Annotated in this window: 26 protein-coding genes and 1 tRNA gene; 13 read left to right on the forward strand and 14 right to left on the reverse strand. The window is 68.8% G+C overall.

What is annotated here, in order from left to right:
• The first annotated feature begins 128 nt into the window (after positions 1 to 128).
• The gene (locus tag NWFMUON74_RS01620) at positions 129 to 614 is read left to right on the forward strand and encodes a glutathione peroxidase (RefSeq protein WP_187686253.1); all 486 of its coding nucleotides are present in this window, start codon (positions 129 to 131) and stop codon (positions 612 to 614) included.
• Between the two features lie 19 nt (positions 615 to 633).
• Here NWFMUON74_RS01620 and NWFMUON74_RS01625 read toward each other — a convergent pair whose 3' ends face one another.
• Positions 634 to 1200: a TetR/AcrR family transcriptional regulator gene (locus tag NWFMUON74_RS01625; RefSeq protein WP_187688851.1), complete on the reverse strand. Its 567-nt coding sequence runs from the start codon at positions 1198 to 1200 to the stop codon at positions 634 to 636.
• A 73-nt stretch (positions 1201 to 1273) separates the two neighbouring features.
• On the opposite strand from NWFMUON74_RS01625, the gene NWFMUON74_RS01630 reads away from it, so the two are divergent.
• The gene (locus NWFMUON74_RS01630) at positions 1274 to 1942 is read left to right on the forward strand and encodes a class I SAM-dependent methyltransferase (RefSeq protein WP_187686254.1); all 669 of its coding nucleotides are present in this window, start codon (positions 1274 to 1276) and stop codon (positions 1940 to 1942) included.
• Between the two features lie 37 nt (positions 1943 to 1979).
• On the opposite strand, the gene NWFMUON74_RS01635 is transcribed toward NWFMUON74_RS01630, so the two are convergent.
• From NWFMUON74_RS01635 to NWFMUON74_RS01660, 6 genes are read right to left on the reverse strand one after another with little or no spacing between them, the layout of a single operon-like run.
• Positions 1980 to 3047, reverse strand: coding sequence for a glucosidase family protein (locus NWFMUON74_RS01635; RefSeq protein ID WP_187686255.1), 1068 nt, complete (start codon positions 3045 to 3047; stop codon positions 1980 to 1982).
• A complete protein-coding gene (locus NWFMUON74_RS01640; RefSeq protein ID WP_187686256.1) occupies positions 3040 to 3765 on the reverse strand; it encodes a class I SAM-dependent methyltransferase in 726 nt (241 codons plus the stop codon). The genes NWFMUON74_RS01635 and NWFMUON74_RS01640 overlap by 8 nt, the downstream gene beginning before the upstream one ends.
• Positions 3759 to 5000 (reverse strand): glycosyltransferase family 4 protein, encoded by a 1242-nt coding sequence (locus NWFMUON74_RS01645; RefSeq protein ID WP_187686257.1) that lies wholly within the window; start codon positions 4998 to 5000, stop codon positions 3759 to 3761. Before NWFMUON74_RS01645 ends, NWFMUON74_RS01640 begins: the two co-directional genes overlap by 7 nt.
• 48 nt (positions 5001 to 5048) lie before the next feature.
• Positions 5049 to 5909: an LLM class F420-dependent oxidoreductase gene (locus NWFMUON74_RS01650; protein ID WP_187686258.1), complete on the reverse strand. Its 861-nt coding sequence runs from the start codon at positions 5907 to 5909 to the stop codon at positions 5049 to 5051.
• Positions 5910 to 5923: 14 nt separating this feature from the next.
• The gene (locus NWFMUON74_RS01655; protein ID WP_187686259.1) at positions 5924 to 7423 is read right to left on the reverse strand and encodes an FAD-dependent oxidoreductase; all 1500 of its coding nucleotides are present in this window, start codon (positions 7421 to 7423) and stop codon (positions 5924 to 5926) included.
• Positions 7420 to 7824: a carboxymuconolactone decarboxylase family protein gene (locus NWFMUON74_RS01660; RefSeq protein ID WP_187686260.1), complete on the reverse strand. Its 405-nt coding sequence runs from the start codon at positions 7822 to 7824 to the stop codon at positions 7420 to 7422. The genes NWFMUON74_RS01655 and NWFMUON74_RS01660 overlap by 4 nt, the downstream gene beginning before the upstream one ends.
• A gap of 279 nt (positions 7825 to 8103) precedes the next feature.
• On the opposite strand from NWFMUON74_RS01660, the gene NWFMUON74_RS01665 reads away from it, so the two are divergent.
• From NWFMUON74_RS01665 to NWFMUON74_RS01675, 3 genes are all read left to right on the forward strand, one after another.
• Positions 8104 to 9351 carry a cytochrome P450 gene (locus tag NWFMUON74_RS01665; protein ID WP_187686261.1) on the forward strand — a complete coding sequence of 416 codons (1248 nt, stop codon included), beginning with the start codon at positions 8104 to 8106 and terminating at the stop codon, positions 9349 to 9351.
• 95 nt (positions 9352 to 9446) lie between these two features.
• Entirely contained in the window at positions 9447 to 10136 is a 690-nt protein-coding gene (locus NWFMUON74_RS01670; protein WP_187686262.1) for an acetoacetate decarboxylase family protein, read from the forward strand.
• A gap of 31 nt (positions 10137 to 10167) precedes the next feature.
• Positions 10168 to 10935 carry an SDR family NAD(P)-dependent oxidoreductase gene (locus NWFMUON74_RS01675; RefSeq protein WP_187686263.1) on the forward strand — a complete coding sequence of 256 codons (768 nt, stop codon included), beginning with the start codon at positions 10168 to 10170 and terminating at the stop codon, positions 10933 to 10935.
• A 55-nt stretch (positions 10936 to 10990) separates the two neighbouring features.
• On the opposite strand, the gene NWFMUON74_RS01680 is transcribed toward NWFMUON74_RS01675, so the two are convergent.
• Positions 10991 to 11812 carry a crotonase/enoyl-CoA hydratase family protein gene (locus NWFMUON74_RS01680; protein WP_187686264.1) on the reverse strand — a complete coding sequence of 274 codons (822 nt, stop codon included), beginning with the start codon at positions 11810 to 11812 and terminating at the stop codon, positions 10991 to 10993.
• Between the two features lie 136 nt (positions 11813 to 11948).
• Between NWFMUON74_RS01680 and NWFMUON74_RS01685 the strand changes: the two genes are divergently transcribed.
• From NWFMUON74_RS01685 to NWFMUON74_RS01700, 4 genes are all read left to right on the forward strand, one after another.
• Complete coding sequence (locus NWFMUON74_RS01685; protein ID WP_187686265.1) at positions 11949 to 13547, forward strand: succinic semialdehyde dehydrogenase; 1599 nt, start codon at positions 11949 to 11951, stop codon at positions 13545 to 13547.
• 145 nt (positions 13548 to 13692) lie between these two features.
• Entirely contained in the window at positions 13693 to 14331 is a 639-nt protein-coding gene (locus NWFMUON74_RS01690) for a TetR/AcrR family transcriptional regulator (protein WP_232110788.1), read from the forward strand.
• 24 nt (positions 14332 to 14355) lie between these two features.
• On the forward strand, positions 14356 to 15606 hold the full coding sequence (locus NWFMUON74_RS01695) for a cytochrome P450 (protein ID WP_187686267.1): 1251 nt from the start codon (positions 14356 to 14358) through the stop codon (positions 15604 to 15606).
• Positions 15607 to 16157: 551 nt separating this feature from the next.
• Positions 16158 to 16370 (forward strand): hypothetical protein, encoded by a 213-nt coding sequence (locus NWFMUON74_RS01700; RefSeq protein ID WP_187686268.1) that lies wholly within the window; start codon positions 16158 to 16160, stop codon positions 16368 to 16370.
• Positions 16371 to 17036: 666 nt separating this feature from the next.
• On the opposite strand, the gene NWFMUON74_RS01705 is transcribed toward NWFMUON74_RS01700, so the two are convergent.
• The 3 genes from NWFMUON74_RS01705 to NWFMUON74_RS01715 all read right to left on the reverse strand — a co-directional run bounded on the left by NWFMUON74_RS01705 (position 17037) and on the right by NWFMUON74_RS01715 (position 19516).
• A tRNA-Pro gene (locus NWFMUON74_RS01705) sits at positions 17037 to 17110 on the reverse strand.
• Between the two features lie 55 nt (positions 17111 to 17165).
• Positions 17166 to 18515 (reverse strand): DUF8017 domain-containing protein, encoded by a 1350-nt coding sequence (locus tag NWFMUON74_RS01710; protein ID WP_187686269.1) that lies wholly within the window; start codon positions 18513 to 18515, stop codon positions 17166 to 17168.
• A 38-nt stretch (positions 18516 to 18553) separates the two neighbouring features.
• Positions 18554 to 19516: a metallophosphoesterase gene (locus tag NWFMUON74_RS01715; protein ID WP_187686270.1), complete on the reverse strand. Its 963-nt coding sequence runs from the start codon at positions 19514 to 19516 to the stop codon at positions 18554 to 18556.
• Positions 19517 to 19632: 116 nt separating this feature from the next.
• Between NWFMUON74_RS01715 and NWFMUON74_RS01720 the strand changes: the two genes are divergently transcribed.
• Positions 19633 to 20097, forward strand: coding sequence for a GatB/YqeY domain-containing protein (locus NWFMUON74_RS01720; protein WP_187686271.1), 465 nt, complete (start codon positions 19633 to 19635; stop codon positions 20095 to 20097).
• Positions 20098 to 20164: 67 nt separating this feature from the next.
• On the opposite strand, the gene NWFMUON74_RS01725 is transcribed toward NWFMUON74_RS01720, so the two are convergent.
• The gene (locus NWFMUON74_RS01725) at positions 20165 to 22531 is read right to left on the reverse strand and encodes a penicillin-binding protein (protein ID WP_187686272.1); all 2367 of its coding nucleotides are present in this window, start codon (positions 22529 to 22531) and stop codon (positions 20165 to 20167) included.
• Between the two features lie 523 nt (positions 22532 to 23054).
• Between NWFMUON74_RS01725 and NWFMUON74_RS01730 the strand changes: the two genes are divergently transcribed.
• A complete protein-coding gene (locus tag NWFMUON74_RS01730) occupies positions 23055 to 23378 on the forward strand; it encodes a WhiB family transcriptional regulator (RefSeq protein ID WP_024800988.1) in 324 nt (107 codons plus the stop codon).
• Between the two features lie 84 nt (positions 23379 to 23462).
• Here the strand turns inward: NWFMUON74_RS01730 and bagB are convergent, their stop codons facing one another.
• Positions 23463 to 24626 carry an ATPase BagB gene (gene bagB / locus NWFMUON74_RS01735; protein WP_187686273.1) on the reverse strand — a complete coding sequence of 388 codons (1164 nt, stop codon included), beginning with the start codon at positions 24624 to 24626 and terminating at the stop codon, positions 23463 to 23465.
• On the reverse strand, positions 24626 to 25657 hold the full coding sequence (gene bagA, locus NWFMUON74_RS01740) for an ATPase BagA (protein ID WP_232111087.1): 1032 nt from the start codon (positions 25655 to 25657) through the stop codon (positions 24626 to 24628). Before bagA ends, bagB begins: the two co-directional genes overlap by 1 nt.
• Before the next feature lie 104 nt (positions 25658 to 25761).
• On the opposite strand from bagA, the gene sp36 reads away from it, so the two are divergent.
• Both sp36 and NWFMUON74_RS01750 read left to right on the forward strand, forming a co-directional pair.
• Positions 25762 to 25926 carry a Sp36 family protein gene (gene sp36 / locus NWFMUON74_RS01745; protein ID WP_187686275.1) on the forward strand — a complete coding sequence of 55 codons (165 nt, stop codon included), beginning with the start codon at positions 25762 to 25764 and terminating at the stop codon, positions 25924 to 25926.
• Entirely contained in the window at positions 25926 to 26384 is a 459-nt protein-coding gene (locus NWFMUON74_RS01750) for a RidA family protein (RefSeq protein ID WP_187686276.1), read from the forward strand. The genes sp36 and NWFMUON74_RS01750 overlap by 1 nt, the downstream gene beginning before the upstream one ends.
• Positions 26385 to 26397: the final 13 nt, after the last annotated feature.

Consider the following 26397-nt stretch of genomic DNA (forward strand, 5'->3'; position numbering starts at 1 on the left):
GGTGGTGTGATAGATCATCCGGGCCGCTCGCGGGCGGGTGTGGAGACCGCCGCCCGGCCGGTTCGGACGCTGTAGAACTCGTTTCATTTCCCGGGGCCGGTGATCGACTTCGACCTATCATCGCCCTTGTGACTATTCGTGACATTGCCGTACGCACCCTTTCCGACGAATCCACCACTCTCGGCGAACTGGCCGGCGACAAGGCACTGCTGGTCGTGAACGTCGCGTCCAAATGTGGTCTGACACCGCAGTACACCGGTCTGGTGGAGCTGCAGAAGACTTACGGCCCACGCGGTTTCAGTGTCGTCGGGGTGCCGTGCAACCAGTTCATGGGCCAGGAGCCCGGCACCGCCGCGGAGATCGAGGAGTTCTGCTCGACCACCTACGGCGTGGACTTTCCGCTGCTGGAGAAGACCGAGGTGAACGGCGACGGGCGGCATCCGCTCTATCAGGAGCTGGTGCGGACCGCCGATGCCGAGGGTGAGGCCGGTGATATCCAGTGGAACTTCGAGAAGTTCCTCGTCGATCGGGACGGCAAGGTGGTGGCCCGATTCCGGCCGCGGACCGAGCCGCAGGACCCGGCGGTGGTCGCCGCGGTCGAGTCGGTGCTGTAGCGGCTCGGTCGCGAATTCCTCAGTCGCGCAGCACTCGCACCGCGGCCTGCTCGAGCCGGTCGGCGATCTCCGCGTACGAGGCGTAGCCCATTCCGGCGCGCACCAGGGCCCCGGCGTAGAGCAGTTCCAGCGACTCGACGAGGTCCGGGTCGGCGCCCTCGCCGAGGGCGGTGACCAGGCGTCGGCGGATCTCGCTGCCGATGCGCACGCGCAGGTGCGCGACATCGGGGTCGGTGCCCAACAGCGCGCTGGTCACCGCGCCGGCGAGGGCCGGCTCGTCGGCGACCAGCATGGCGATCTGGCGCAGCACGGCGACCGTCCGGGTGGTGCTGTCGGCGGAGTCGTCGTCGGCGGGCGGCGGGGTCGCGGCCAGGCGACGCCAGAAGACCTCGGCGACGAGGTGCTCCTTGGAGGAGAAATAGGTATAGGCGGTGGCCGTGCCGACTCCGGCGGCGGCGGCGACCATGCGTACCGTCAGGCCCGCGAAACCCTCGCGGGACAACACCTCCAGGGCGGCCCGGGTCAGCCGGTCGACGGTGTCGGCCTGCTTCTCGGTGAGGCGGCGGCGAGTCGCCTCCAGGCTCACGGGCATAGAATCAGACACGTGTCTGGATGCTACACTGGACACCCCTTGCGGGCAACAGAAAGGTCCGTCTCCCATGACCCGTGCCGAATCGGCGGTTTCCGGCGCCACCGGTGAATTATTCGAACTCGCCGAGAAAACTACCGGGTTCATGCCGAGCGAAGAGGGCCGGGCGCTCTACGAGGCGGTCCTGCGCTACGCCGGTGACGGCCTCGTGCTGGAGATCGGCACCTACTGCGGCAAGTCGTCGATATACCTCGGCGCGGCCGCCCGCGAGACCGGCGCGACCGTGTACACGATCGACCATCACCAGGGCTCGGAGGAACATCAGCCCGGCTGGGAGTATCACGACAGCTCGCTGGTGGACCCGCAAACCGGCCGGTTCGACACGGTCACGGCATTCCGGCGTGCCATCGTGCGGGCCGGGCTGACCGACACCGTCGTCGGCATCGTCGGACCGTCGGCCACGGTGGCGCGCATGTGGCGCAGCCCGATTCGGCTGCTGTTCATCGACGGCGGACACACCGAAGAGGCCGCCCAGCGCGACTACGACAACTGGGCGCACTGGGTCGCCGCGGGTGGCGCACTCGCCATCCACGACGTCTTCCCCGACCCCCGCGACGGCGGCCAGGCACCGTACAACATCTATCGGAAAGCGTTGGACAGCGGGAAGTTCCGCGAGGTCTCGGTCACGGGCTCGCTACGCGTCCTCGAGCGCTCCGCGGGCTGCGGCGGGCAGGGGTGATCCTCCCGGCTCCCCGGAAGTCCTGCGCCGCAGCCGCTTACGGGCGGGAGGCGACGCAGTCGCAGGCGCAGGCGGTGGTGAGATCGATCGTGGCGGTGGGTTCGCGGAAGATGCCGTTGGCCGGCGTGGTGCGGGAGAGGGCGTCGGCGGCGAGGATCATGGCGGCGCCGGTCCACGTGGTGCGCTCCTCCGGCCAGCGCTTGCCGTCGGCGAATACCAGTCCGGTCCAATAGGAGCCGTCGGCCTCGCGCAGGTGCTGCATGGCGGCCAGCAGGCGGCGGGCGCGGGTGTGATCGCCGAGGGTGTCCAGCGCCAGCGCCAGCTCGCAGGTCTCCGCTCCGGTCACCCAGGGCCGGTCCGCGACGCACCGGATGCCCAGCTCGCCCACGACGAAATCGTCCCAGCGCGAAGCGATCCGCTCGGCGGCGGGCGCGCCGTCGAAGGCGCCGCACAGCACCGGGTAGTACCAGTCCATCGAGTAGCGGTCCTTCTCGGTGAACGACTCGGGATGGTGGCGGATGGCGTGGCCCAGGCGCAGGGCCGCGATCTCCCAGTCCGGTTGCGGGTCGCCGAGCGACTCGGCCAGCGCCAGGGCGCAGCGGATGCTGTGGAACATACTCGCGCAGCCTGTCAGCAGGGCCTCTTCGGCGACCCCGGAAACGCCGCGCAGCCAATAGATCTCGCCGTTGCGGCCCTGCTGCAGGGTGACCACGTAGTCGATGGCGGCGCGCACGCCCGGCCACAGCGCCGCGGCGAACTCGCGATCCCCGGTGCAGCGGAAGTAGTGCCACACCCCGGTCGCCAGATAGGCGCAGAAGTTGGTGTCGGCGTCCGCGTTCTCGATCGCGCCCGCGCGGAACTGCGACGGCCACGAGCCGTCCGGGCGCTGCGTGCGCGCCGACCATTCGTAGGCCGCGCGCGCCTCGGTCAGCAGTCCGGCCGCGGTGAGCGCCATCGCGCTCTCGACGTGGTCCCACGGGTCGGTGTGACCGCCGGTGAACCAGGGTAGCGCGCCGTCGGATTCCTGTGCGGCGGCGATGGATTCGGCGGTCTGCTGGCACTGCGCGGCGGTGAGGACGCCGGGCACGGCCGGTACCTCAGGCACTGCGCACCGCCGGTTTGGTGAAGTACAGCGCGACGCTCTTGCCGATGATCGGATCCAGGGCGCTCTCGGCCAGGCGGGTGAGCCGGGGGCGTTTCATCATGTCCCACACCAGCAGCCGGTGGTATGCCCCGACCACCCGGCTGTCCGTCTTCGACACGCCCACCAGGCATTTCAGCCACCAGTAGGGCGAGTGCAGGGCATGGGCGTGCGCGCTGTGGATGAATCGCACACCCTGTCCCGCGATCTTGCCGCGCAATTCGTCCGCGCGGTAGATGCGTACGTGGCCGCCCTCGTTGGCGTGGTACTCGTCCGACAGCAGCCAGCAGATGCGTTCCGGTAGCCAACGCGGCACCGTGACCGCCAGTGCACCACCGGGTTTGAGCACCCGCACCAGCTCGGCGATGGCACGGTCGTCCTCGGGCACGTGCTCGAGGATCTCCGAGGCGATGACGATGTCGAATTCCTCGTTGTCGTAGGGCAGGGCGAGCGCGTCGCCCTGCACCGCTTCGGCTTTCGCGTAGGGGGGCACCTCCCGCGCCTCGGCCATCGCGCCGAACATGACCTTCACGTCGGCCAGGTCGCTCGCGCTCTGATCGAAGGCGACGACATCCGCGCCGCGCCGGTATGCCTCGAACGAGTGCCTGCCCTGCCCGCACCCGACATCGATGACGCGGGTGCCCGGCCCGATCCCGAGGCGGTCGAAGTCGACGGTCAGCATGTGCCCTCCTCGGGTGCGTGGATCCGACGGGCGATGGCTCGCTCGTAGACGGAAACGGTCTGTGCGGCAACAGCTTCCCAGCTGTACACGGCAACCGCACGCCGGCGCCCCGCGGCGCCGAGTTCGGTCAGCCGGCGGCGGGAGTCCAGCAGGCGGCCGACGGTGTGGGTCAGCTCGTCGACATTGCCCGGCTCGACCAGTTCGGCGCAGTCGCCCACGACCTCCGGCAGCGCCCCCGCGCGGCTGGCGACCAGCGGGGTGCCGCTGGCCATCGCCTCCACCGCGGGTAGCGAGAAGCCCTCGTACATGGACGGGATACAGGCGATCTCCGCGGATGCCAGCAGCTCGGCGAGTTCTGTGTCGGACAGGCCCGCGGTGGCCGTGACGATATCGGACAGACCGAGTTCGGCGATCAGCTTCTCGGTCGGCCCGTTCGGCTCCAGCTTGGCGACCAGGCGCAGCTCGATGTCGTGCGAGAGCCGCAGCCGCGCAACGGCTTGCAGCAGATGACCGATGCCCTTGAGCGGCTTGTCCGCGCTGGCGACCGCGACGATGCGCCCGGGCGCCCGGCCGGCGCGCGGCCGGAACAGATCGGTGTCCACCCCCAGGGGCACCACGTTCAACTGGTCCACCGCCACCCCGAAGTCGTCGACGATGTCGGCGGCCGAGGACGAGGACACCGTGATGAGGTCCGGAATCTGCTGGGCCACCCGCTGCTGCATGGCGAGGAATCCGTACCAGCGCCGCACGAAGAGCTTGCGGCGCCAGGGCGCGGCCGCCAGATCGAGCGCCCGGTCCCGGGTGATCGGATGATGCACCGTCGCCACCAGCGGCAGCCGTGTCGCGATGTCGAGCAGGCCGGTGCCGAGGCACTGATTGTCGTGCACCACATCGAAATCCGCGGCGCGCGAGCGCAGCAGCCGGGCGGCGCGCAGGCTGAACGTGCGCGGCTCCGGGAACCCGGCGGTCCACATGGTGCCCAGCTCCAGCAGGTCGATCCGGTCGCGGAGTTCACCGGGCCGCGGGGTGCGGAACGGGTCCGGCTCCCGGTACAGGTCGAGGCCGGGCACTTCGGTCAGGCTCACCCGCGGATCGAGGTGCTCCGGGTACGGCTGCCCGGAGAACACCTCGACCCGGTGCCCGAGCTCGGCCAGGCCGCGGCTGAGGTGCCGGACATAGACCCCCTGCCCGCCACAGTGGGTCTTGCTGCGGTAGGACAGCAGGGCAATGCGCACTTGTCGGCTCACTCTCCGTGGTCGAGACAGGGTGGGGTAGAGGGTGATTCAGGCGGTGAGGCCCAGCGGAGCCAGCTTGGCGGCCAAGCGGTCCAGGTAGGCGAGCACCTCGGCATCGGATTTGTCGGGGAGCCCGTACAGCACGTCGGTGACGCCTGCCGCCTCCCATTCGGCCAAGCGTTCGGCGTCCGGCTTGAAATCCAGGGCGACGACGCGCGGCTGCCCGTCGCGCCCGGCCTCCTGCCACACCTTGGACAGCAGCTTCAGCCGATCCAGCAGCAGATCGTTCTCGTAGGGCGTGGTGATCCAGCCGTCCGCCGACTTGGCGATCCAGCGGAAGCCCTGCTCGGTGCCCGCGGTGCCGATGAGCACCGGTACGTGCGGCTGCACCGGCTTCGGCCACGCCCAGCTCGGCCCGAACTTCACGAACTCACCGTCGTAGGCGGCCTCCTCCTGGGTCCACAGAGCGTTCATGGCCTCGAGATATTCGCGCAGTACCGTGCGCCGCTTCTTCGGCGGCACCCCGTGATCGGTGAGTTCGTCGGTGTTCCAGCCGAATCCGGCGCCCAGGCTCACTCGGCCGCCGGACAGGTGGTCTAGCGTGGCGATGGTCTTGGCGAGGGTGATCACATCGTGTTCCACGGGCAGCGCGACCGCGGTGGACAGCTCGATGCGTTCGGTGACCGCGGCCGCGGTGCCGAGCGCCACCCACGGGTCGAGGGTGCGGGTGTAGCGGTCGTCGGGCAGGCTGGCATCGCCGGTCACCGGATGTGCCGCTTCGCGTTTCACCGGAATATGGGTGTGCTCGGGCACGAAGAAGGAGTCGAACCCGCGCTCCTCGGCGGCTTTCGCGGCCGCGGCGGGGGTGATGCCGCGGTCGCTGGTGAACAAGACGATGCCGAAACGCATGGCCCGTGGTCCTTTCAGTTCGCCGCAGCGGTGGAGTGCGGGGTTTCGCCGGTGGCGGCGGCCTGTCCGGCGCGGCGGCCGTAGAAGCTGCCGTCGCCGAGGGACGCGCCGCTGGCATAGCCGCCGGCGCAGATGCCGGAGGTGCAGCGGCCCGCGGCGTACAGCCCGGCGATCGGTTCGCCGGAGACGTGCAGCACGCGCGAGTCGAGGTCGGTGCGCAGGCCGCCCAGGGTGAATCCGGCGGTCATGCCGCGCAGGTCGTATCCGGCGAGCGGGGTACCGATCGGCTTCACCCACTCGGGCTTCTTGCCCAGCAGTGGGTCGACGCCGTCCTTGGCGTGCCGGTTGTACACCTCGACCGTGGTCTGCAGCGCACCGGCGGGCAGGCCCATCTCGGTCTCGAGTTCCTCGATCGTCTCCGCCACCCAGGTCGGCGGCTGGCGGAAGAACGGTGTGGAGGTCTCGGTCGCGTCGGCGGCCTCGAGCGACTCCTCGTCCAGGACCAGGAACGCCTGATTGTCCTGCTGCAGCAGGGTCGCCTGGCCGATGCGGCCGGGGTAGGTGTCCTCGGCGATGTAGCGCTGCCCGCGCCCGTTGACCAGGATGCCGCGTGCCATCCGCTGCGGGTCGCCGAAGAAGGCGACCTCGGTGGCGTCCATGTGGGCCAGGTCCGCGCCGAGCGCCTGGGCGATGCGGATACCGATACCGTCGTGCTCCTCGATGGCCGCGCCCGGACGGCCGATCAGCCGCGGCGCGTAGCTCTCGATCATCTGCTGCTGGTAGGCGAAGCTGCCGGTGGCCAGCACGACGCCGCGCCGGGCCCGCACGGTCAGCGGCTTGCCGTAGCGTTTGGCGACGATGCCGACGACGCGATCCGCGTCGTCGATCACGAGCCGCTGGATGCGCACGTCGTATTCGGCTCGCACACCGAGGGATTCGGCGGTGTCGGTGAGCGGCTTCATCAGCATGTAGCCGCCGCCCTTGGCGCCCGTGCGCTTGTTCTCCATCCGCGGCACGTGGCCGCGCGGCGCGGGCGGGACGAGTTCGTTGAACGGCGCGGCGTTCTCGCCGCCGGAGTACATCAGGCCCTCGTCGTGCGGAGGCTCCCAGCCGGGCTCGCCCCAGAACTCCTCCTTGAACGGCACGCCCTGGGCGACCAGCCACTCGTAATGTGCCACGCTGCCCTGGCAGTAGTCGTGGATCTTGGCGCGGTCCACACCCGGGCCCAGTGCGGCGAGCAGGAACTTCTCCATGTTCTCCGGAGTGTCGTCGAAGCCGAGCGCCCGCTGCAGCGGCGTCCCGCCGCCGAGGTAGATGAACCCGCCCGCCTGCGAGGCGGCCCCACCCCAGCCGCCGGTGCGCTCCAGCACGAGCACATCGGCGCCCGCGCGCGCGGCCTCGATGGCGGCGGCCGCTCCGGCGACACCGTATCCGGCGATCACGACGTCGGCCTCGAGATCCCAGGCCGTGATCGCGGCGGCGCGCGCGGGGCGCACGGTTGCAGTGTCGGTCATCGTGTGCTCTTCCTCTGCTCGGACTTCTGGTGTTGTGCCACTACCTTCCCGACTACGCCGTCCAGCGCGGTGCCGGCGGGCCAGCCGGCATAGTGGCACAGGAACAGCGCGATCTCCCGCAACTGCGCGGCGGTGAGTTCCTCGTTGCGCAGCGCCGCGCCGATCTGGATCTCGGCGACGTCGAACATGCCCTGGGCGGTGAGCGCGCCGAGCAGCAGCAGGCGGCGGTCGCGCACGGACAGCTCCGGCCGCGACCAGATGTCGGCGAACAGATGGTCGGCGGTGACGGCGAAATGCTCGCCCGGTCCGTCGGCGAACTCCCAGCCGTAGACCTCGGACATCTTCTTCAGCCCGCGCTGACGGCGCGCCGCGGCCGATTCGCCGGTCTCGTCGGTGTTCATTGCTGCTCCTTCGCGGTGTCGCGGGTCGCTATGCCGGAAACCTCTCGGCACCACGCGGATTCCGTTTGCCCCCGACCGGCAGCGGCGAGCCGCCGGTGGTGGCGAGCGTGCTCCTCCGGTTGCCCCGAAACTGTCTGGACACGTGTACGGACTATAGGTTCGAGCCCGTGCCTGTCGCAAGAACTTGTTTCAATTTTGGCGGCGGCGGGTTGGTCCCCGCGTGCGGCGGGACGGCTGTCCCATTGTCGGCATGCGCGCACAATGGTACCGTCCAGACACATGTCCAGCTATGTGTCTTCGGCGGCTGCCGGGAACCGCCGTGAACGGCTGAACTCGTTCTCGCTCACCTTCGATCCCTACGACTACGGATTTCACGACGATCCGTACCCGATCTACCGGCGTCTGCGCACCGAGGCGCCGCTGTACCACAACCCGGAGCTGGGATTCTGGGCGTTGTCGCGGCACGCCGACGTCGCGGCGGGCTTCCGGGACAGTACGCGGCTGTCGAGCGCCAACGGGGTGTCGCTGGATCCGGCGGCGTGGGGTCCGCACGCGCACAAGACGATGTCGTTCCTGGCGATGGATGACCCGCGGCACCTGCGCATGCGGCAACTGGTGTTCAAGGGCTTCACGCCGCGGCGGGTCACCGGGATGGGCGAGCGGATCCGGGCACTGACACTGCAGCATCTGGAACCGGCGCTGGAACGCGAAAGTTTCGACTGGATCGAGGATTTCGCGGGCAAGCTGCCGATGGACGTGATCTCCGACATGATGGGCGTCCCCGCCCCGGACCGGGCCGAGATCAGGCGACTCGCCGATCTGGTGATGCACCGCGAGGACGGCGTGCTCGACGTGCCGGTGCCCGCCATCGAGGCATCGCTGGAGCTGGTCGGGTACTACGCCGACATGATCGAGCAGCGCCGCCGGGCTCGCACCGAGGACCTGACCTCGGCGCTGCTGGACGCCGAACTGGACGGGGACAAGCTCAGCGACGAGGAGATCATCGGGTTCATGTTCCTGATGGTGGTGGCGGGCAACGAGACCACCACCAAGCTGCTCGGCAACGCTTTGTACTGGGCCGCAACAGATCCCGCGCAGTACGCGAAGGTCGCGGGCAATACCGGACTGGTCTCGGACTGGGTCGAGGAGACGCTGCGCTACGACAACTCCAGTCAGATCCTCGCCCGCACCGCCGCGACGGACATCGAACTGCACGGTGGTGTCATTCCGGCGGGGAACAAGGTGCTACTGCTGGTCGGCTCGGCGAATCGCGACGACGAGGTGTTCGCGCACCCCGACACCTACGACATCGAACGCGCCGACAAGGGCGGTCTGCTCAGCTTCGGACGCGGCGTGCACTTCTGCCTCGGCGCGCACCTGGCCCGCCTCGAAGCGGGAATCGCCTTGCGCGAGTTCGCGACTCGGGTCGGCGCGTACGGCATCGACGAGTCGGGCATCGTGCGGGTGCATTCCACCAACGTGCGTGGGTTCGCGAGGCTTCCGGTGGCAGTGGACCGCGTGCGGTGAGGTGAGCGGAGACGACTCCCGCTGACCGGGATCGGTCGCCGGAATCCGGCCGAAAGGCGCCCCATCGCGTCGCTAGAACGTGTTCTAATCAATGGATGGTGGTGCACTCGATACTCGGCGAACAGATCCGCGTGCCGGTCGAGGTCCGGCAGGCCGAGGCGTGCTCGAGCCTGTTCCCGGTCGACATGGTGACCGCGCGCACCCTGCTGGCCGGGACGGGGCTGGAGCCGGTCGGTCTCGCGGGCCGTGCGGTGTGTGCGCTGGCTTTCGTCCGGCACCTCGACACCGATCTCGGTCCGTACCACGAATTCGCGTTCGCCCTGCTCGCCCGGCTGCCCGGCTGCCGGGGCAGCACCGGCGCGTTCATCCGCTGGCTGCCGGTGAATCAGACCTTCACCTGCGCCGTCGGCCGGGAACTGTGGGGCTTTCCCAAGGAGATCGCCGATATCCGGATCGAACCGTCGGGTCGCGGCAAGCGGTGCGAGGTGCGGCTGGACGGCCGTCTGGTGGTAGCGCTGGAGACCGCCGGTGGCATGCCCGCGCCCGCGAATCTCGGCGGCGCCTCGATGCGGACCTACACCCATCGCGACGGCGTGCTGCGGGCCACGCCGTGGCTGATGCGTCCGGCTCGCGTGCGGATGCGGCCGGGCGGCGCCCGCGTCGAACTCGGCGACCATCCGACCGCGGCGGAACTGCGCGCTCTCGGTCTGCCCCGGCGCGCGCTGTTCACCAGTCATATCGGTTTGTTGCGCATGGCATTTCAGGACGCGACGGAGATCCGGTGAACCCGGGCAGTCCCGCGACACAGGAGGCACGATGAGCAAGACGGCACTGGTGACCGGAGCGGCCAGTGGCATGGGCCGCATGGTCGCCCAGCGGCTCGCGGCGGCCGGGCACCGGGTGGCCGCGGTGGACATCGATGAGTCCGGGCTGGCCGAAACCGCCCGGCGCTCACCGAATACCACCACCTACACCTGCGATGTCTCCGACACCGAGGCCGTCACGAAGCTGATCGAGGCCGTGCGCGCCGACCTCGGGCCGATCGAGCACCTGGTGCACGCCGCCGCCCTGTGTCGTGTGGGATCGACGCTGGCGCAGGATGTTTCGGAAATCCGCCGGGTGATGGACATCAACTACATCGGTACGGTCAACCTCTGCCAGGCCGTGGTGCCCGGCATGCGCGACGCGGGTGCGGGCACCGTGGTGTTGTTCGCCTCGGTGGCGGGCTGGCTGCCCTCACCCGGCCTGGCGGCGTACTCGGCGTCGAAGTTCGCGGTGGTCTGCTACGCCGAGGCGCTGTCGCTGGAGCTCGCGGGTACCGGGGTGCGGCTGATCGCGATCTGCCCGCCACACGTGGAAACCCCGTTCCTGGAAGGGATTCGGGCCGTCGACCCGGCCATCCTGGGCGGCAGCCGCGGCGTGGCGCCGGAGAAGATCGTGGACGCGGTGGAGCGGGCCGTCGCCGACCCCAAATCCCCGCTGTTCGTCTTCCCCGGCCCCGCCCGAGCCCTGATCCTGGCCCGCCGCTTCGCCCCCAACCTCCTCCGCAAGCAGATCGCCCGCATGGTGAAACCCTCCTTGTAACCCGGATACGGGCCGACGCTCGGCGAGGCCCCGGGTGTGGCGGATTTCTTGCCCGTCAACGTCCTTTGAAGACGGGTTTGCGCTTTTCGGCGAAGGCTCGGGGCCCCTCCTTGGCGTCCTCGCTACGGAAGACCGCCAGGCCGATCTCGGCGTCGATCTTGAACGCCTCTTCCTCGTGCAGTCCCTCGGTGTCGCGAATGGTCTTCAGGATCGCCTGCACGGCCACCGGACCGTTGGCGTTGATCAACTCGGCGATTTCCAGGGCCTTGTCCAGGGCGGTCCCGTCGGGCACCACGTGACCGATCAGCCCGATCTCCTTGGCCTCCGCGGCGGTGATGTGGCGGCCGGTCAGCAGGATCTCGGCGGCGATCGTGTACGGGAGCTGGCGAGGCAACCGCACCGCGGACCCGCCCATGGGGAACAGGCTCCACCGCGCCTCGGACACGCCGAACTTGGCGCTCGCCCCGGCCACCCGGATGTCGGTGCCCTGCAGGATCTCGGTGCCCCCGGCGATGGCCGCGCCTTCGACGGCGGCGATCAGCGGCTTGGTGAGGCGGCGGCCCTTGAGCAGACCGGGGAGATAGCTCGGGTCGAACTTGCCGCCCTCGCTCATGTTGTCGCCCGGGTTCTGCTTGGTCATCGCCTTGAGGTCGGCGCCGGCGCAGAAGGCGCCGCCCGCGCCGGTCAGAACGCAGGAGCGGATCTCCGGGTCGTTGTCGACGGTGTCCCAGGCCCGCACCATCAAATCCAGCATCTCGCCGGACAGGGCGTTGCGGACCCGCGGGCGGTTCATGGTGACGACGAGCGTGTGGCCGCGCCGCTCGATCAGCGCATGCGGTTCCGTGTTGCTACCTGTTTCAGTGGCTGCCGTAGTCATCGCCGACCCTCTCTCCTCCGGGCATTACCTGCGTGTTGCGGACGAAGTTACCCCGCGACGTTGTCCACAACAATAACGTGTTCTAGTTTGGAGCTTGGTGACCGCCGTCACGGGCGGCAAGTTAGGGAGATCCTTGATGGAGACAACCACGCACAGCGGCGCGACCACGCTGCCGCCGCGGATCACACAGACGCTCATCGACCGGCTGACCGCGATGGTGATTGCGGGCACCGCCGGCGAACAGCGCGAGGCGTACGAGATGATCGAGGTCTACACCGGCGCCGTCGTGGGCGAATTGCCGCAATCCTCGCCCGAGGACGTCGCCGCCGCGGCCGCGACGGCCCGCGCCGCCCAGCGGGAATGGGCGGTCCGGCCGGTCTCCGAGCGACTGGCGGTCTTCGAGCGGGCGCACGAACTGATCCTGGCCGAACTGGAGACCATCGCCGACCTGATCCAGATCGGCTGCGGTAAGACCCGGCGCATGGCGATCGAGGAGTCGTGCGATCCGCCGATGGTGATCAGCCACTACCTCAAGACCGCCGAGCGCACGCTGAAGCCGATCCGGCGCGGCGGCGCGATGCCGATCATCACCACCTCGACCGAACAGCATCGGCCCAAGGGTGTCGTCGCGGTCATCGCCCCGTGGAACTTCCCGTTCGCCATCGCCATGTCCGACTCGATACCGGCGCTCATCGCGGGCAACGGCGTAGTGCTCAAGCCGGACAACAAGACCGCGCTGTGCACGCTGTTCGGTGTCGAACTGCTGCAGCGGGCCGGACTGCCGCAGGGGCTGGTACAGGTGGTCTGCGGCAGCGGCCCGGACGTCGGCCCGACGCTCATCGAGAACTCCGACTACGTCATGTTCACCGGCTCCACCGCCACCGGCCGCACCATCGGCGAACTCGCCGGCCGGAACCTGATCGGCTGCAGCCTGGAACTGGGCGGCAAGAACCCGATGATCGTGCTCGACGACGCCGACCTGGACGAGGTGATCCCCAGCACCGTCTTCGCGGTGTACGGCAATTCCGGCCAGGCGTGCATGCACATCGAGCGCATCTATGTCCACGAACGCCTGCACGACGAGTTCCTCCGCCGATTCGTCGCCGCCGCGGAAGCCTTGGGCGCCAAGGCGGGTGCGGCCTACGACTACGAGCCGGAATTCGGCTCGCTGGTGTCGGTGGACCACATGGAGCGGGTGGCGGCGCATGTGGAGGACGCCCGCGGCAAGGGGGCGACCGTGCTGACCGGGGGCAAGGCGCGCCCCGATCTCGGCCCGGCGTTCTACGAGCCCACCGTGCTGACCGGGGTCACCTCGGACATGGCGCACGCCACCATGGAGACCTTCGGCCCGGTGGTCACGGTGTACCGGTACACCGACGAGGAGGAGGCGATCCGGCAGGCCAACGCCACCACCTACGGCCTGAACGCCAGTGTGTGGAGCCGAAACCTGGCGCGCGCCAATCGGATCGCGGATCGGCTGGAGGCCGGGAACATCAATATCAACGACGGGTTCGTCGCCAGCTACTCGGCGAAGGCCACGCCCTCGGGCGGGGTGAAGCAATCCGGCGTCGGCACCCGGCACGGAGCGGCGGGACTGCTCAAGTACACCGATACCGTCAATATCGGGGTGCAGAAGAAGCAGGTGCTCGCCGCCCGGGCCGCCATGCCCTATGCGAAACAACTGAAGTCGACGCGGGTTACGCTGCGGTGGATGCGGCGGTTGCGAATTCGCTGAGGTGCGGGGGTGGGTGGCTCACGCTTGTGGGAGTGAAGGCGTGTTTTGCGGTGTGAGGGTTTGCCATCGGTGGCTCGGGGGTGGCTGGGGGGCGCGCTAACTTGGTGGGGTGACGAGCGTGGGACGGCGGTATGGTGGGCGGGCGGTGGCCGATCGCAAAGCCGAACGGCGGGAACGCTTTCTCCGTGCCGCCACCCGTCTGTTCGCGGAGCGGGGGTACGCGGGGTGTTCGCTGGCGGAGGTCTGCGCGGGTGCGGGTTTGTCCAAGCGGCAGTTCTACGAAGAGTTCGACACCCGTGAGGACGTGCTGGTCGCGGCCTACGACCGGATTCAGGACGAGGCCGCCGCAGCGGTGACCGATGCCTTGGCCGCGGCTGCGGCGCAACGCGATCGGCGGGCCGCGCTCACGATGGTGCTGACCGCCTACCTCGAGTCCATCGATTCCGATCCGTATCGGGCGAAGGTGGCGTTCATCGAAGTGGTGGGGGTGAGCGAGCGGATGGAGCGGCACCGTCGCGCGCGCCGTCAGGACTGGGCGCGGCTGGTGGAGACGGCGGTGGCGCCCATCGCGGGTCCGGACGCTCGCATTCGTGGTCGGGGCGAGCTGGCCGCCAGTACTCTGGTCGGGGCCGTCAACGGGCTGGCGCACGAGTGGCTGCTGATGGATCCGCGCCCGCCCGTGGCCGAACTCGCCGATCTGCTGGTGCCGGTGGCCGTTTCGCTGATCGAGTCCACCGACCTGCCGAACGAGCCCACCGACCTGCCGAACGAGCCCACCGACTGACGGCCGCCCCCTAAGATCCACTCGATGACAACGATGTCCAACCGGCGATCGGGCGGTGCTGCGCACGGGTCGCCGATCGATACCGACGGCCCGCGAATTCCGTTGTACGCCCCCGAGTTCGCGAGAGACCCGCACAGCGCCTACCGCGCCATGCGTGAGCGGTACGGATCCCTGGTTCCGGTGGAACTGGCGCCGGGCGTGCCCGCCACGCTGGTGATCGGCTACTACACCGCGGTGCGAATCTTCAACGATCCGGACCACTTTCCGGCCGATCCGCGCACCTGGCAGCGGGACATCCCGGCGGAGTGCCCGGTGCTTCCGCTCATGCAGTGGCGGCCCAACGCGCGACGCAACGACGGCGCCACGCACGCCCGGTATCGGCAGGCCATCGTCGCGGGTCTCGCCGAGGTCAATCCGTACACCGTGCACGACACGGTGGCGCGGGTCGCCGTCGAGCTGATCAACTCGTTCTGCGGGGACGGTTCGGCGGATCTGGTGCGGCAGTACGCCTTTCCGCTCACCTTCGCCGTGCTGAACACCCTGCTGGGCTGTCCGACCGAGATCGCGCAGCGCGCCGCGGCCGGAATGGCCGCGATGTTCGAGGGTGTGGAGGCGGAGCGCGGCGCCGCGGCCCTGATGGCCTCGCTGCTGGAACTGATCGAGCTGAAACGGGCCGAGCCCGGCGACGACGTCACGACCCGGATCATGCGGCATTCGCCCGATCTGAGCGCGTCCGAACTCGTGAACCAGGTGGCCACGCTCTACGGCGCGGGCATCGAACCGCTGCAGAATCTGATCGTCAACGCCCTGCGCCTCATCCTCACCGACGAGCAGTTCGGCGGCAGCGTCGTGGGCGGGAGCCTGTCCACGCGGGACGCCCTGGACGAGGTCCTGTTCAACGACCCGCCCATGGCCAACTTCTGTTTCACCTTCCCGAGACAGCCGATCCTCATCGACAACGTCTGGCTGCCCGCCAACCAGCCCGTCGTCATCAGCATGGCGGGCTGCAACACCGACCCGGTGGTCGGCACCGACCAGCACACCGGCAACCGCGCCCATCTCGCCTTCGGCGGCGGCCCCCACGTCTGTCCCGCCAACTCCCTGGCCTACCTGATCGCCCAGGACGCCATCGACCAACTGCTCGACGGCCTCCCCGAACTCCGCCTCGGCACCCCCGCCACCGCCCTCACCTGGCGAACCGGCGCCTTCCACCGAGCCCTCACCGCCCTGCCCGTGGTCTTCCCGCCCTCACCCCCACTCCTGCACGAGCGCTAGCAGCCAGTTAGCAACCGTCTGGTTGTTTTACTTATTCTGCGTGCGTTCGGTTTCGGAACCGGTTTCATTCGGTGCCGCCCGGCGTGTCCGCTATTTCGGCCGACCGGACCCACCGTTATTACCCGCCGGTCAGCAGACGAATTACCCCGAGTGGGTGCGGTTAATGTGCGGGAACCTGACCCTCCGGCGAGTGAGAGCGACAAATGCAATTGCATCGGCAGGAGGTTTCGCGGCCATTCTTCCCGGCCCGGACCGACGGTCGCGCCTGGGCACTTTTATTCTCGGGAAGCCCGCGCCCCGAGGGCGGTCGTACCGTCCGGAAACGTTGACCCGCTGTGCATTTGCTGCAATCGGCGTGCCTGTGACGTGAAGCTGGTCGTTCGTCGGAATGCGGCGCGGCTCGCTTAAACTGGTGCTCCGGTGGGCAGGGTGCCGTCGCCGGCGGTTCGGGCGCGGTCCGCCGACGGCTCGTACGCCGAGCCGACCCGGGCTACCGATTCGCTCGCGCGAATCGGAGTCGATTGTTTCCTCGAGAGTGGAAGGAGGGAGCCTTGAAATGGCTCCGCAAGATGCTGGCAAGTGATAATTCGGGAAATACCTTCGGGACGCCCGAAACAAAAGAAGAGACCTCGGCCGCCGCACTGGGAAAAGCCACAGCCGAGGTCTCCTTTCACTGCCGGCTTTCGGTACCCGCGCACGTAATCACTAGCGTGGGCAGCTCCGGAGCAACACTCGCGATCCTGGAGATCGCACAGCGCTTCTGAGCCGGACCGAACCGATTGGCGACCGCTGGGATGGCCCCCGGCGGTCGCCTTTTCGGTTCAGCCACCACAGCCGGACAACCAACCCTACCGCACATACGCTGACCTGCGTGGATCTCTAATGTCACGAGAGTGACTCACTGCACAGAGCACGGTATGTCATGTGTCGATAAAGCGGTTCGAGAACATAATTCCGGTCCGGCTGCGCTGATGGTTCAGGAGATTCGTCGCAATGCACCAGCCGGACCGGTGCCGGTTTCGGGAACTACTTCTCGGCAGCCCTCCACGACTTGTCACGTCGTGTGAACCCGACGAAACCTGACAGTCGTGACTGATGGAATGGGAGTTTGAAAAACCACACCGAAGCAGCGCATGGTTCTGTGCGCCGCGAGGGCCGGTTCAGTCGCGTAGATCGTGACGTAGGCGTTCGTGGCGGTGCCGATGCTCATCGGGCCCAGGCAGGAGGCTGTGCCCTGTCCGGACGGGCCGAAGAAGCGCCCCCTGGTACGGGGCGATGGCCATGAGCGGGAAGGCGTTGGGCACGCCGAGCGGGGGCCGTCGGATCGTTACCGCACCTTACAAGTGGCGATTCTGTGCGGTGCTGGTGCACGAGTAAGGCCCTCGACCAGCAATGCTGATCGAGGGCCCTGTCGTGTCTCCACACACGAGTCGGGGTGACAGGATTTGAACCTGCGACCTCCTCGTCCCGAACGAGGCGCGCTACCAAGCTGCGCCACACCCCGTGAGCGAACCTGTCGTAGCTTACAGCAGGGGTCGGGTGGACGTTAAATCGGCTGGTCAGCGGTTCGGCAGCGGGCGGATGCTGGTGAGGACGCGCTTCGCGGTGGTCTTGTCCACGGCCTTGTCCACGCCGGTGTCGGCGGCGATGGTCATCACGAAGTTGCCGTTCTCGCTCGGGAACGCGAACGTGTAGACGGCGAAGGTGGTGGCGCAGCCGGGTGCGGGCGGCGGTGCGCTGCCGGTGGTTTCCACGAAGGCGCCGTGCAACTGGCCGTCCAGCGAATCCAGCGGCTCGGCCGCACCGGCGGTGGCGGCGGCCGACCAGCCCGCCTTGGCCATCCGGGCACCGACGTCCGCGGCCGCGGCGGCGGGATCGCCACGCGGCGACAGGGTGAGGAAGGCATTGGTGCGGGTGTAGCTGGGGCAGTAGTTCTCACCGTCCTGGGCCAGGCCCGCCAGTTCCACAGTGTCGGGTGGCTCGCCCCAGACCGCCGTGCCGACCGGGTCGATCTTCCAGTCCCGGGGCACGTCGTAGGCCGCGCCGCGCTCCGGGATCGACACCACTTGAAAACCGGGAACCACCGGCGCCACCGGGCCCGCGCTCGGTCGCGGCGGGGCCGGGGCGGCACCGGTCGGCGAGGACGTGCTCTTTCCGCTGGTGAGCGCACTCACCATGGACGGGCTACCGGCCTGGGCCTCGGGGTCGCGCGAGTTGCGGCCGGAGACGATCATCGCGACCGTCACCGCCAGAGCCACCACGACGACCGCGCCGACACCGGCGAACACCCATGCCGTGCGGTTGCGCCGGACGCCCGGCGGCGGACCGTAGGGCGGGACTTCGAACGTGGAGGTCGGCGGATGCTGTGGCCCGTACCCCTGCCATGCGGGATTCGGCACCGCGGCAGCGCTGTCCGGCGCTGCCGACTGCCACGCGGGATTGGCTACCGCGGCAGTACTTTCCGGCGCTGCCGACTGCCATGCGGGATTCGGCACCGCGGCAGTACTTTCCGCCGACTGCCACGACTGCTCCGGCACCGGCCGCACCGGATCGGTCGGCTGGGCCGACTGCCGCAGGAAGGGAGTCGTGGCCGCCGACTGCCAGGTCGGCACCGGGGGCGAAGCATTTTGCGGCACGGCAGGATTCGGTGGGGCGTCCGAGCGTGCGGCCGCCGCGAACTCCTGCGTCGCAGCCGATTCCAGATCGGAGACCGGGCTGCCGATGGGATGTGCGGAGGGCGGTAGCGGCCGCGCGCCCGCCGCGAAGTTCAGCTGCGCCGGGCGCTCGGTGCGGCGAATCTCCTCGGTCTGTGCGGCCGGGTCCGGTGTGGACCGCGGGGCCGGGGGACTCGGAGCGGATCCGCTCGCCGCGGTCGGGTCATTCGGCCGTCGATCGAACCCGCTGCTCAAACCTCGTCCCCTGCCTTGCGTTCCGCCTCGGCGCCACCCTAGCGCGCGATCGCCTCCGATTCCGACAGGCCGTGGCCGGTGTCGGCGACCGGGCGTTCCGGCGGGGCCGCGACGAGCGTGAGCAGTGTCGCCTCGGGACGGCAGCAGAACCGGTACGGGGCCCACGGCGAGGTGCCCAGGCCCGCCGACACGTGTAAGCGGGTGTGCGCGCCCCAGCGGGAGGCGCCCTTGACCCGCGAACGGTCGATACCGCAGTTGGTGACCAGCGCGCCGAACCCGGGCAGGCACAACTGACCGCCGTGGGTGTGACCGGCCAGCACCAGGTCGTAGCCGTCGGTGGCGAACCGGTCCAGCACTCGCGGCTCGGGGGAGTGGGTGAGCCCGATGCTCAACTCCGCCAGCGGGTTCGGGCTACCGGCGATCGTTTCGTAGCGGTCCCGCTTCAGGTGCGGGTCGTCCACGCCGGCGGTGGAGATCTTGATTCCGGCCACCTCGAGATCGCGGCGCACGTGCGTCAGATCCAGCCAGCCGCGTTCGGTGAACGCCGCGCGCAGGTCCTGCCACGGCAGCGGCGCGCCGTGCGCGCGCTTGTGGTTCTTGTCGAAGTACTTCAGCGGGTTCTTCGGGACCGGGGCGAAGTAGTCGTTGCTGCCGAAGACGAAGATGCCGGGACGGGCCAGCAACTCCGACAGCGCCTGGACGACGGCCGGCACCGCGCGCTGATGCGCGAGGTTGTCGCCGGTGTTGACCACGAGGTCCGGCTCCAGCTTGGCCAGCTCCCGCACCCAGGCCTGCTTGAGCCGCTGGCCGGGTGTCATGTGCAGGTCACTGATGTGCAACACGCGCAGGCTCGCGGAGCCCGGTTGCAGGACGGGAAGTGTCGCCTCCCGCAACACGAAGGCGTTGCGTTCGATCAGCGAGGCGTATCCGATTCCGGCGGCACCTGCTGCGACGGTGCCCAGCGCGGCTCGTCGGAGTACAGGGGACGAGAAGACGGGCATTCGCTCAGAATAGGCGACCGGTGTGACGAACACCGAGTGTGATTCCGCACAGGGACACGGCCGGGCGTGGCGCAAATGGAGTGGGACCGCGCTCGAGCGCGGGCTACCGTGAGCGCATGTCGGAACTCAAATCGAAGCTGCGGGCCGATCTGACCGCCGCGATGAAGGCCCAGGACAAGCTGCGCACCGGCACCCTGCGCATGCTCCTGGCCGCGATCCAGAACGCCGAGGTCGCCGGAACCCAGGCGCGCGAACTCGGTGACGCCGACGTGCTCGCCGTGCTCGCCAAGGAATCGAAGAAGCGCAACGAATCCGCCCTCGTCTACGAGCAGGCCGGGCGCGGCGAACTCGCGGCCAACGAGCGGGCCGAGGAAGCGATCATCGACGAGTACCTGCCGACTCCGCTGACCGACGCCGAGGTCGCCGATCTCGCCGACACCGCGATCGCCCAGGTCGCCGAGCAACTCGGGGAACGGCCCGGCATGAAGCAGATGGGCCAGGTCATGAAGATCGCCACCGGTCTCGCGGCCGGGCGCGCCGACGGCTCCCGCGTCTCGGCGGCGGTGAAGGCGCGGCTCTAGGACTCGCGGCCGCCGGATACGCCCGAGGGCCCGCTACCCGGAAGCGGGTGGCGCGCCCTCGGTGGCATCACCGCGGAATCGGGATCGGAATCGGGATCGGCGGCAACCGCGGCGGTGGCGGTAGCCCCGGCAGATTCGGGATCGCGGGCGGTCCGGGCGGTGGCGGTTCGCGCAGCGTCCCGTCACTGATGTTGACCGTGATCACCGAGCCCGGAATGGCCGAGCCGTTCGGCGTGGTGCCGATGACCGTGCCCTTCGCCGGTGCCGCGGGCACCGTCACCATGGTGACCTGGAAACCCGCGCCGATCAGCGTCGAACGCGCCTCGGCCTCCGTCATGCCGACCACGTCGGGAATCTGCGAATTGTTCGAGCCCCGAACGTACTTGTCGTCCTCGCCCGGCAGGCTCGGCGGCGGGAAGCGATCCAGCACCGGTTTGATCCCGTCGAACCAGCTGCGGGCCGGTTCGTTACCGCCGTACAGATTGCCGTCGCCGCAGCTGCGCAGCGGGAACGAGCAGATCTCGCCCGGCGTCGGCGAATCGCCGTAGATGTAGGCCGCCCCCGCCAGCGAATTGGTGAAGCCCAGGAACGCCGAGGACCGGTGGCTCTCGGTGGTACCCGTCTTCGCCGACATCGGCGCGGTCCAGCCCGCCGCGTGCGCCGAACCGGCCGCGGTACCGCTGATGCTGTCCTTGCTCATCGCATTGGCCAGCGTGTTCGCCAGACCGGGCTCGACCACCTGCTCGCAGGACGGCTGCGTGAGCGGCACCTGCTTACCGTTGCGGTCGATCACCTCCCGGATCGGCGACGGCGGGCACCACTTGCCGCCCGAGGCCAGCGTCGCGGCCACATTCGACAGCTCCAGCGGATTGATCGCGAACGGGCCCAGCGTGAACGAACCCAGATTCTGCTGCTTCACCATGTCCGCCAGGCTCTGATTGCCGTGGCCGGACGTGCCCGGCGCCGCGTAGGAACGCATACCCAGCCGCACCGCCATATCGACCGTCGGCGTCACCCCGACATCCTGAATGAGCTTGACGAAGGCCGTATTCGGCGACTGCGCCAGCGCCTCGGTCACCGACATCGGCGAGCGGTAGTTGCCGACGTTCTTCACGCAGTAGGTCTCGGGCGGACAGCCGGGCGTGCCGCTGTTACCCATGCCCTTGGCCGAGAAGAACGACGGCACATCCAGCTGCGCGTTGATGCCCAGCCCCTTCTCCATCGCCGCGGCCGTGGTGAACAACTTGAAAATCGAGCCCGCGCCGTCACCGACCAGCGAATACGGTTGCGGCTGCACGGTTTCGTGGCCCTCGCCGCTCAGCCCGTAGGTGCGGCTCGAGGCCATCGCCAGCACCGGATGCGCGTCCTGTCCGGTGCCGATGATGCTGGTGACCTCGGCGATATCCTCCAGATCCGGCTTCGTCACCCCCGATATCGCGGCCTTCACCGAATTCTGCACCGCCGGATCCAGCGTGGTGCGGATCGTGTAGCCGCCCTTGTCGATCTGCTCCTTGCTGATGCCCGAATTCGCCAGATACTGCAGCGCGTAATCGCAGAAGAAGCCCCGATCACCGGCCGCGATGCAGCCGCGCGGCAGCCCCTTCGGGTCCGGCAGCACGCCCAGCGGTTCGGTCTTGGCGGCGCGGAACTCCTCGGCGCGGCTGGGGATGTTCTGGATCATGGTGTCCAGCACGATGTTGCGGCGATCCAGCACGCCCTGCGGATTGGTGTAGGGGTTGAGCTTCGACGAACTCTGCACCATGCCCGCCAGCATCGCCGCCTGCGACACCTTCAGGTCCTTGGCGTCCACGCCGAAGTAGGTCTGCGCGGCGTCCTGAATCCCGTAGGAGCCGTTGCCGAACGGGACGATGTTCAGGTAGCGGGTGAGGATCTCGTCCTTGGTCAGCTGCTTCTCGAGGGTCAGCGCCATGCGGATCTCACGCAGCTTGCGCGCCGGCGTCGTCTCGATCGCGGCGCGGCGCTCGGCGTCGGTCTTCGCGACCACCAGCAGCTGAAAGTTCTTGATGTACTGCTGATCCAATGTGGAGGCGCCCTGCTGCACCTCGCCGCTCGAGGTGTTGGTGAGGAACGCGCGCAGCGTGCCCTGCCAGTCCACGCCGCCGTGCTCGGCGAACCGCCGGTCCTCGATGGACACGATCGCCAACTTCATGTCGTTGGAGATCCGGTCGCTGGGCACTTCGAAACGGCGCTGCTCGTACAGCCAGGCGAAGGGGTTACCGGCGGCGTCCACCATCGTCGACACCGCGGGTGCGTTGCCCTCGACCAGTTCCGCGGACACGTTGTCGACGGCGTCGGCGGCCCGGTTGGACACGTATCCGAAGCCACCGGCGAGCGGGAACAACAACCCGGCGATGAGCACGGCCGCCAGGACGCACGCACCGGCGAGCCTCGCGAGCGTTTGTGAGATCGGCACCTTGCAAGGGTAAAGGCTCTGTTATTGGCGACGCCTTCGGCGTCGCGGGTTTTCGGCGCCTGTGTGGCTCGGTTTTCGGGGGTCGCTGCTTGCTCCTTCGTCGCTTGCGCAGCGACCCCCGAAAACCGAGCCGCGCCGAAAACCGTGGGGGTTGCGTGGTGGGGGCCTGGTTTTGGGGTGGGTAGGGGTTTGGTGTTGGGGGAGGGGGTGGGTGGGCGTGGATCATGTCAGGGGCATAGACGCTAGGGGTGGCGGCGCGTCTTCTCGGGTGGGGCGGGCGTGTCGGGGTGAATGAGCAGACTGCCCGGTTCTTTGTTCCATTTGCAGGGACGGGCGTACCAAAAAATCTGGGGACGGTCTTGCGCAGGCCCCATACCTTTACCTAGATTGAGAACCCAGTGTGATAGAGCTAACACTCAAAGTGGAATGTGGTGCGGGACGCAGTGGGGTTGGGTTGCTGCGCTCCGCACGCGATTCTGGAGCGCCGTTGACCCGGTGTTCGGACTGCAAAGGGGCACACCAAATGCACATGACTACCCCCATCGCTCGATTGGACGTGGAGCAGGCCGAAGCGAGAATCGCCTGGGTTTCCCAGGCCCGATGCAAGGAAGTAGATCCCGACCAGTTGTTCGTGCGCGGCGCGGCGCAGCGCAAGGCGGCGACGATCTGCCGGCACTGTCCGGTGCTGATGGAGTGCGGGGCCGACGCCCTGGACAATCGAGTGGAGTTCGGTGTGTGGGGTGGGATGACCGAGCGGCAGCGGCGTGCGCTGCTCAAGCAGCATCCGGAGGTGACGTCCTGGGCGGAGTTCTTCCGCGCCCAGCGACAGCAGAAAGTGGCAATGTAGTCCCCACGGTGATTCGGTTCGAGCCCGCGATCGCGGGCTCGAACCGTTTCCGTCCCAGGAACGTCGGTCGCGGTCGGCCGAGGGTCAGGCCGCCGCACCAGGATCGGTCAGCTGATCGCCCACGGCGCGCAGCGCATCCAGGTCCGACACCTCGAACGGCAGCGCGGTGACCGCGACGATCGGCACCCGCGGATGCGCGCCGGTGAACCGGTGCAGCAGATGTTGCTCGCGCTTGGCGGTGGTCGCCCGGTGCGCGTGGATGCGCAGCACGTCCGCGGCCAGCGCGGCCGGGTCACTGTCGGCGCGATCGGTCTCGGCCGAATCGGCGGCCAGGCGGTCGGCGGCGGCCAGGGCCGTCTCCGCCGACAGCGAGCTGTGCACCGGGTGGGTGCGGTTGAGCACCAGCCCGGCCAGTGGCATGTGATCGGTGGACAGGCGATCGACGAAGAACGACGCCTCCCGCAGCGCGTCCGGCTCCGCGGCGGCGACCACCAGGAAGTGCGTGCCCGGACGGGACAGCATCTCGTAGGTGCGGTTGGCCCGGTCCTGGAAGCCGCCGAACATCGACTCCAGCGACTGCAGGAACAGCGACGCGTCCTTGAGCATCTGGCCGCCGACCACGGTCGACACACCCCGCACCGCCAGGCTCATCGCGCCGGTGACGAACCGGCCCACGCCGCGCCCGGGCGCCATGATGACGCGAATCATCCTGCCGTTGAGGAAGTTTCCGAGCCGCTTCGGCGCGTCCAGGAAGTCCAGCGCGTTGCGCGAGGGCGGGGTGTCGACGACGATCAGATCCCACTTCTTCTTGCCGGCGAGCTGGCCCAGCTTCTCCATCGCCATGTACTCCTGCGTCCCGCCGAAGGACGAGGCCACGGTCTGATAGAAGGGGTTGGCGAAGATCTGCTCGGCCTTCTCGGGGCTGGTGTGCTCGAGCACCATCTCGTCGAAGGTGCGGCGCATGTTCAGCATCATCGCGTACAGCTCGCCCGTCGCGTCGGGGCCCAATTCGACCCGCTGCGGGACATTGCCCAGATCGCTCACCCCGAGCGACTGCGCCAGCCGCCGGGCCGGATCGATGGTCAGCACCACCACCTTGCGGCCACGTTCGGCCGCCCGCAGCGCGATCGCCGCGGCCGTGGTGGTCTTGCCGACGCCGCCGGAGCCGCAGCACACCACCACGCGGGTGGAGCGATCGTCGATGATGCTCGCGATGTCCAGCGGCGTGACGGTACCGGGCAGGCTCATCACCGGACCCCCTGCGCGCTCAGATGTTCGGCGAGTTCGTACAGCCCGCCCAGGTCCATGCCGTCCGGCAGGGCCGGCAGGTACAACCGGCTGTAATCGACCTTCGCCAGTTCGGAGGAGCTGTCGTCCTGCGCCCGCAGGGTGGCCGAATGTTCGACGGCTTCCCGGAGCAGGCCCTGGAAGTCGTTGTCGGACAGCGTGATTCCGGCCTCGGTCAGCCCGGCGCGCAGGGCGTCGGTATCGATGTCGCCGGTGGCGGCCCGCGCGCGCACCGACGCCGGCAGGTAGCCCTCGGTCGCGCGATTGACGATCACGGTGCCGACCCGGAATTGCGACTCGGTCAGTTCGGCGACGGCGTCGGCGGTCTCCTGCACCGGCAGCGCCTCGAGCAGGGTGACCAGGTGCACGACGGTCTGGTCGGAGTGCAGCAGCTTGGACACGCCCTCGGCCTGCGCGGCGATCGGCCCGCCCTTGGCCACCTCCGCCATCGCCTTGGTGACGTCCAGGAAACTGGCGATGCGGCCGGTCGGGGGCGCGTCGATGACGATCTCGTCGTAGACGGGACGACCCGGCGACTTGCCCGACTTGTCGGTGCGTACCGCGCACTCCTTGATCTTGCCGGTCAGTATCACGTCGCGCAGCCCCGGCGCGATCGTGGTGACGAACTCGATCGCACCCATCCGCCGCATCGCCCGGCCCGCGAAGCCGAGGTTGTAGAACATGTCGAGGTACTCGAGGAAGGCGTGCTCGATGTCGAGCGCCAGCGCCATCACCTCGCCGCCGCCGTCCGCGGTCGCGATCTTCGTCTCGGTGGGCGGCAGCGGCGGCAGGTCGAACAGCTGCGCGATCGATTGCCGCCCCTCCACCTCCACCAGCAGCACCCGTCGCCCACCGGCCGCCAGCGCCAGCGCCAGCGCCGCGGACACCGTGGATTTCCCAGTACCACCCTTGCCGGAGACATAGTGCAGACGAGCCTTGTCCGCATGCTCCGGCCACCCTAATTTCAGCCCCGGTTCGGTCGAAACGGGCACTGCTGTCGGTACTCCCACGTCCGCGAGCCTATAGCCCGCCCCGAAACCCCTGCTACAGGATCCACCCGCTGTCTGGTACACCACACTCCCCATAAACTCCACCCATGAGTGATGTGACCGTGTGGGAATACGCGACCGTGCCGCTGCTGACGCATGCGACCAAGCAGATTCTGGATCAGTGGGGGGCCGACGGCTGGGAGCTGGTCACCGTGCTGCCCGGGCCGACCGGCGAGCAGCACGTGGCCTACCTGAAGCGGGCGAAGAACTGATGGCCTCGTGGCGGGAGAACCTCGACCGGCTCGGCCTGGAACTGCCCGGTGTGGCCGCACCGGCGGGCGCCTACATTCCGGCGTTGCGCACCGGCTCGTACGTCTACACCTCGGGTCAGCTGCCGTTCATCGGCGGTGAACTGTCGGTCTCGGGCAAGGTCGGCGCCGAGGTGAGCCTGGAGCAGGGCAAGGAGGCGGCGAAGTGGTGCGCGTTGAACGCGCTGGCCGCCGTGCACGATCTGGTCGGCCTGGACGAGGTGGTGCGGATCGTGAAGGTGGTCGGCTTCGTGGCCTCGGCGCCCGGGTTCAACGATCAGCCGCTGGTGATCAACGGCGCGTCGGAACTGCTGGGCGAGGTGTTCGGCGAGGCGGGCGTGCACGCCCGGTCCGCGGTCGGTGTGTTCGAGCTGCCGCGGAACACCCCCGTGGAGGTGGAGCTGATCGCCGAGGTGCGTTAGGTCGTAAGCTGCG

The organism is Nocardia wallacei (assembly GCF_014466955.1).
Lineage (GTDB): Bacteria > Actinomycetota > Actinomycetes > Mycobacteriales > Mycobacteriaceae > Nocardia > Nocardia wallacei.

Excerpts from the sequence above, each read along its gene's own strand:
- NWFMUON74_RS01720 (WP_187686271.1), top strand. The coding sequence starts at position 19,633 with ATGTCGGAACTCAAATCGAAGCTGCGGGCCGATCTGACCGCCGCGATG.
- NWFMUON74_RS01685 (WP_187686265.1), top strand. The coding sequence starts at position 11,949 with ATGGAGACAACCACGCACAGCGGCGCGACCACGCTGCCGCCGCGGATC.
- sp36 (WP_187686275.1), top strand. The coding sequence starts at position 25,762 with ATGAGTGATGTGACCGTGTGGGAATACGCGACCGTGCCGCTGCTGACG.
- NWFMUON74_RS01655 (WP_187686259.1), bottom strand. The coding sequence starts at position 7,423 with ATGACCGACACTGCAACCGTGCGCCCCGCGCGCGCCGCCGCGATCACG.
- NWFMUON74_RS01730 (WP_024800988.1), top strand. The coding sequence starts at position 23,055 with ATGCACATGACTACCCCCATCGCTCGATTGGACGTGGAGCAGGCCGAA.
- NWFMUON74_RS01675 (WP_187686263.1), top strand. The coding sequence starts at position 10,168 with ATGAGCAAGACGGCACTGGTGACCGGAGCGGCCAGTGGCATGGGCCGC.
- NWFMUON74_RS01715 (WP_187686270.1), bottom strand. The coding sequence starts at position 19,516 with ATGCCCGTCTTCTCGTCCCCTGTACTCCGACGAGCCGCGCTGGGCACC.
- NWFMUON74_RS01630 (WP_187686254.1), top strand. The coding sequence starts at position 1,274 with ATGACCCGTGCCGAATCGGCGGTTTCCGGCGCCACCGGTGAATTATTC.
- NWFMUON74_RS01750 (WP_187686276.1), top strand. The coding sequence starts at position 25,926 with ATGGCCTCGTGGCGGGAGAACCTCGACCGGCTCGGCCTGGAACTGCCC.
- NWFMUON74_RS01665 (WP_187686261.1), top strand. The coding sequence starts at position 8,104 with ATGTCCAGCTATGTGTCTTCGGCGGCTGCCGGGAACCGCCGTGAACGG.
- NWFMUON74_RS01670 (WP_187686262.1), top strand. The coding sequence starts at position 9,447 with ATGGTGGTGCACTCGATACTCGGCGAACAGATCCGCGTGCCGGTCGAG.
- NWFMUON74_RS01650 (WP_187686258.1), bottom strand. The coding sequence starts at position 5,909 with ATGCGTTTCGGCATCGTCTTGTTCACCAGCGACCGCGGCATCACCCCC.
- NWFMUON74_RS01695 (WP_187686267.1), top strand. The coding sequence starts at position 14,356 with ATGACAACGATGTCCAACCGGCGATCGGGCGGTGCTGCGCACGGGTCG.
- bagB (WP_187686273.1), bottom strand. The coding sequence starts at position 24,626 with ATGAGCCTGCCCGGTACCGTCACGCCGCTGGACATCGCGAGCATCATC.
- NWFMUON74_RS01640 (WP_187686256.1), bottom strand. The coding sequence starts at position 3,765 with ATGCTGACCGTCGACTTCGACCGCCTCGGGATCGGGCCGGGCACCCGC.
- NWFMUON74_RS01680 (WP_187686264.1), bottom strand. The coding sequence starts at position 11,812 with ATGACTACGGCAGCCACTGAAACAGGTAGCAACACGGAACCGCATGCG.
- NWFMUON74_RS01660 (WP_187686260.1), bottom strand. The coding sequence starts at position 7,824 with ATGAACACCGACGAGACCGGCGAATCGGCCGCGGCGCGCCGTCAGCGC.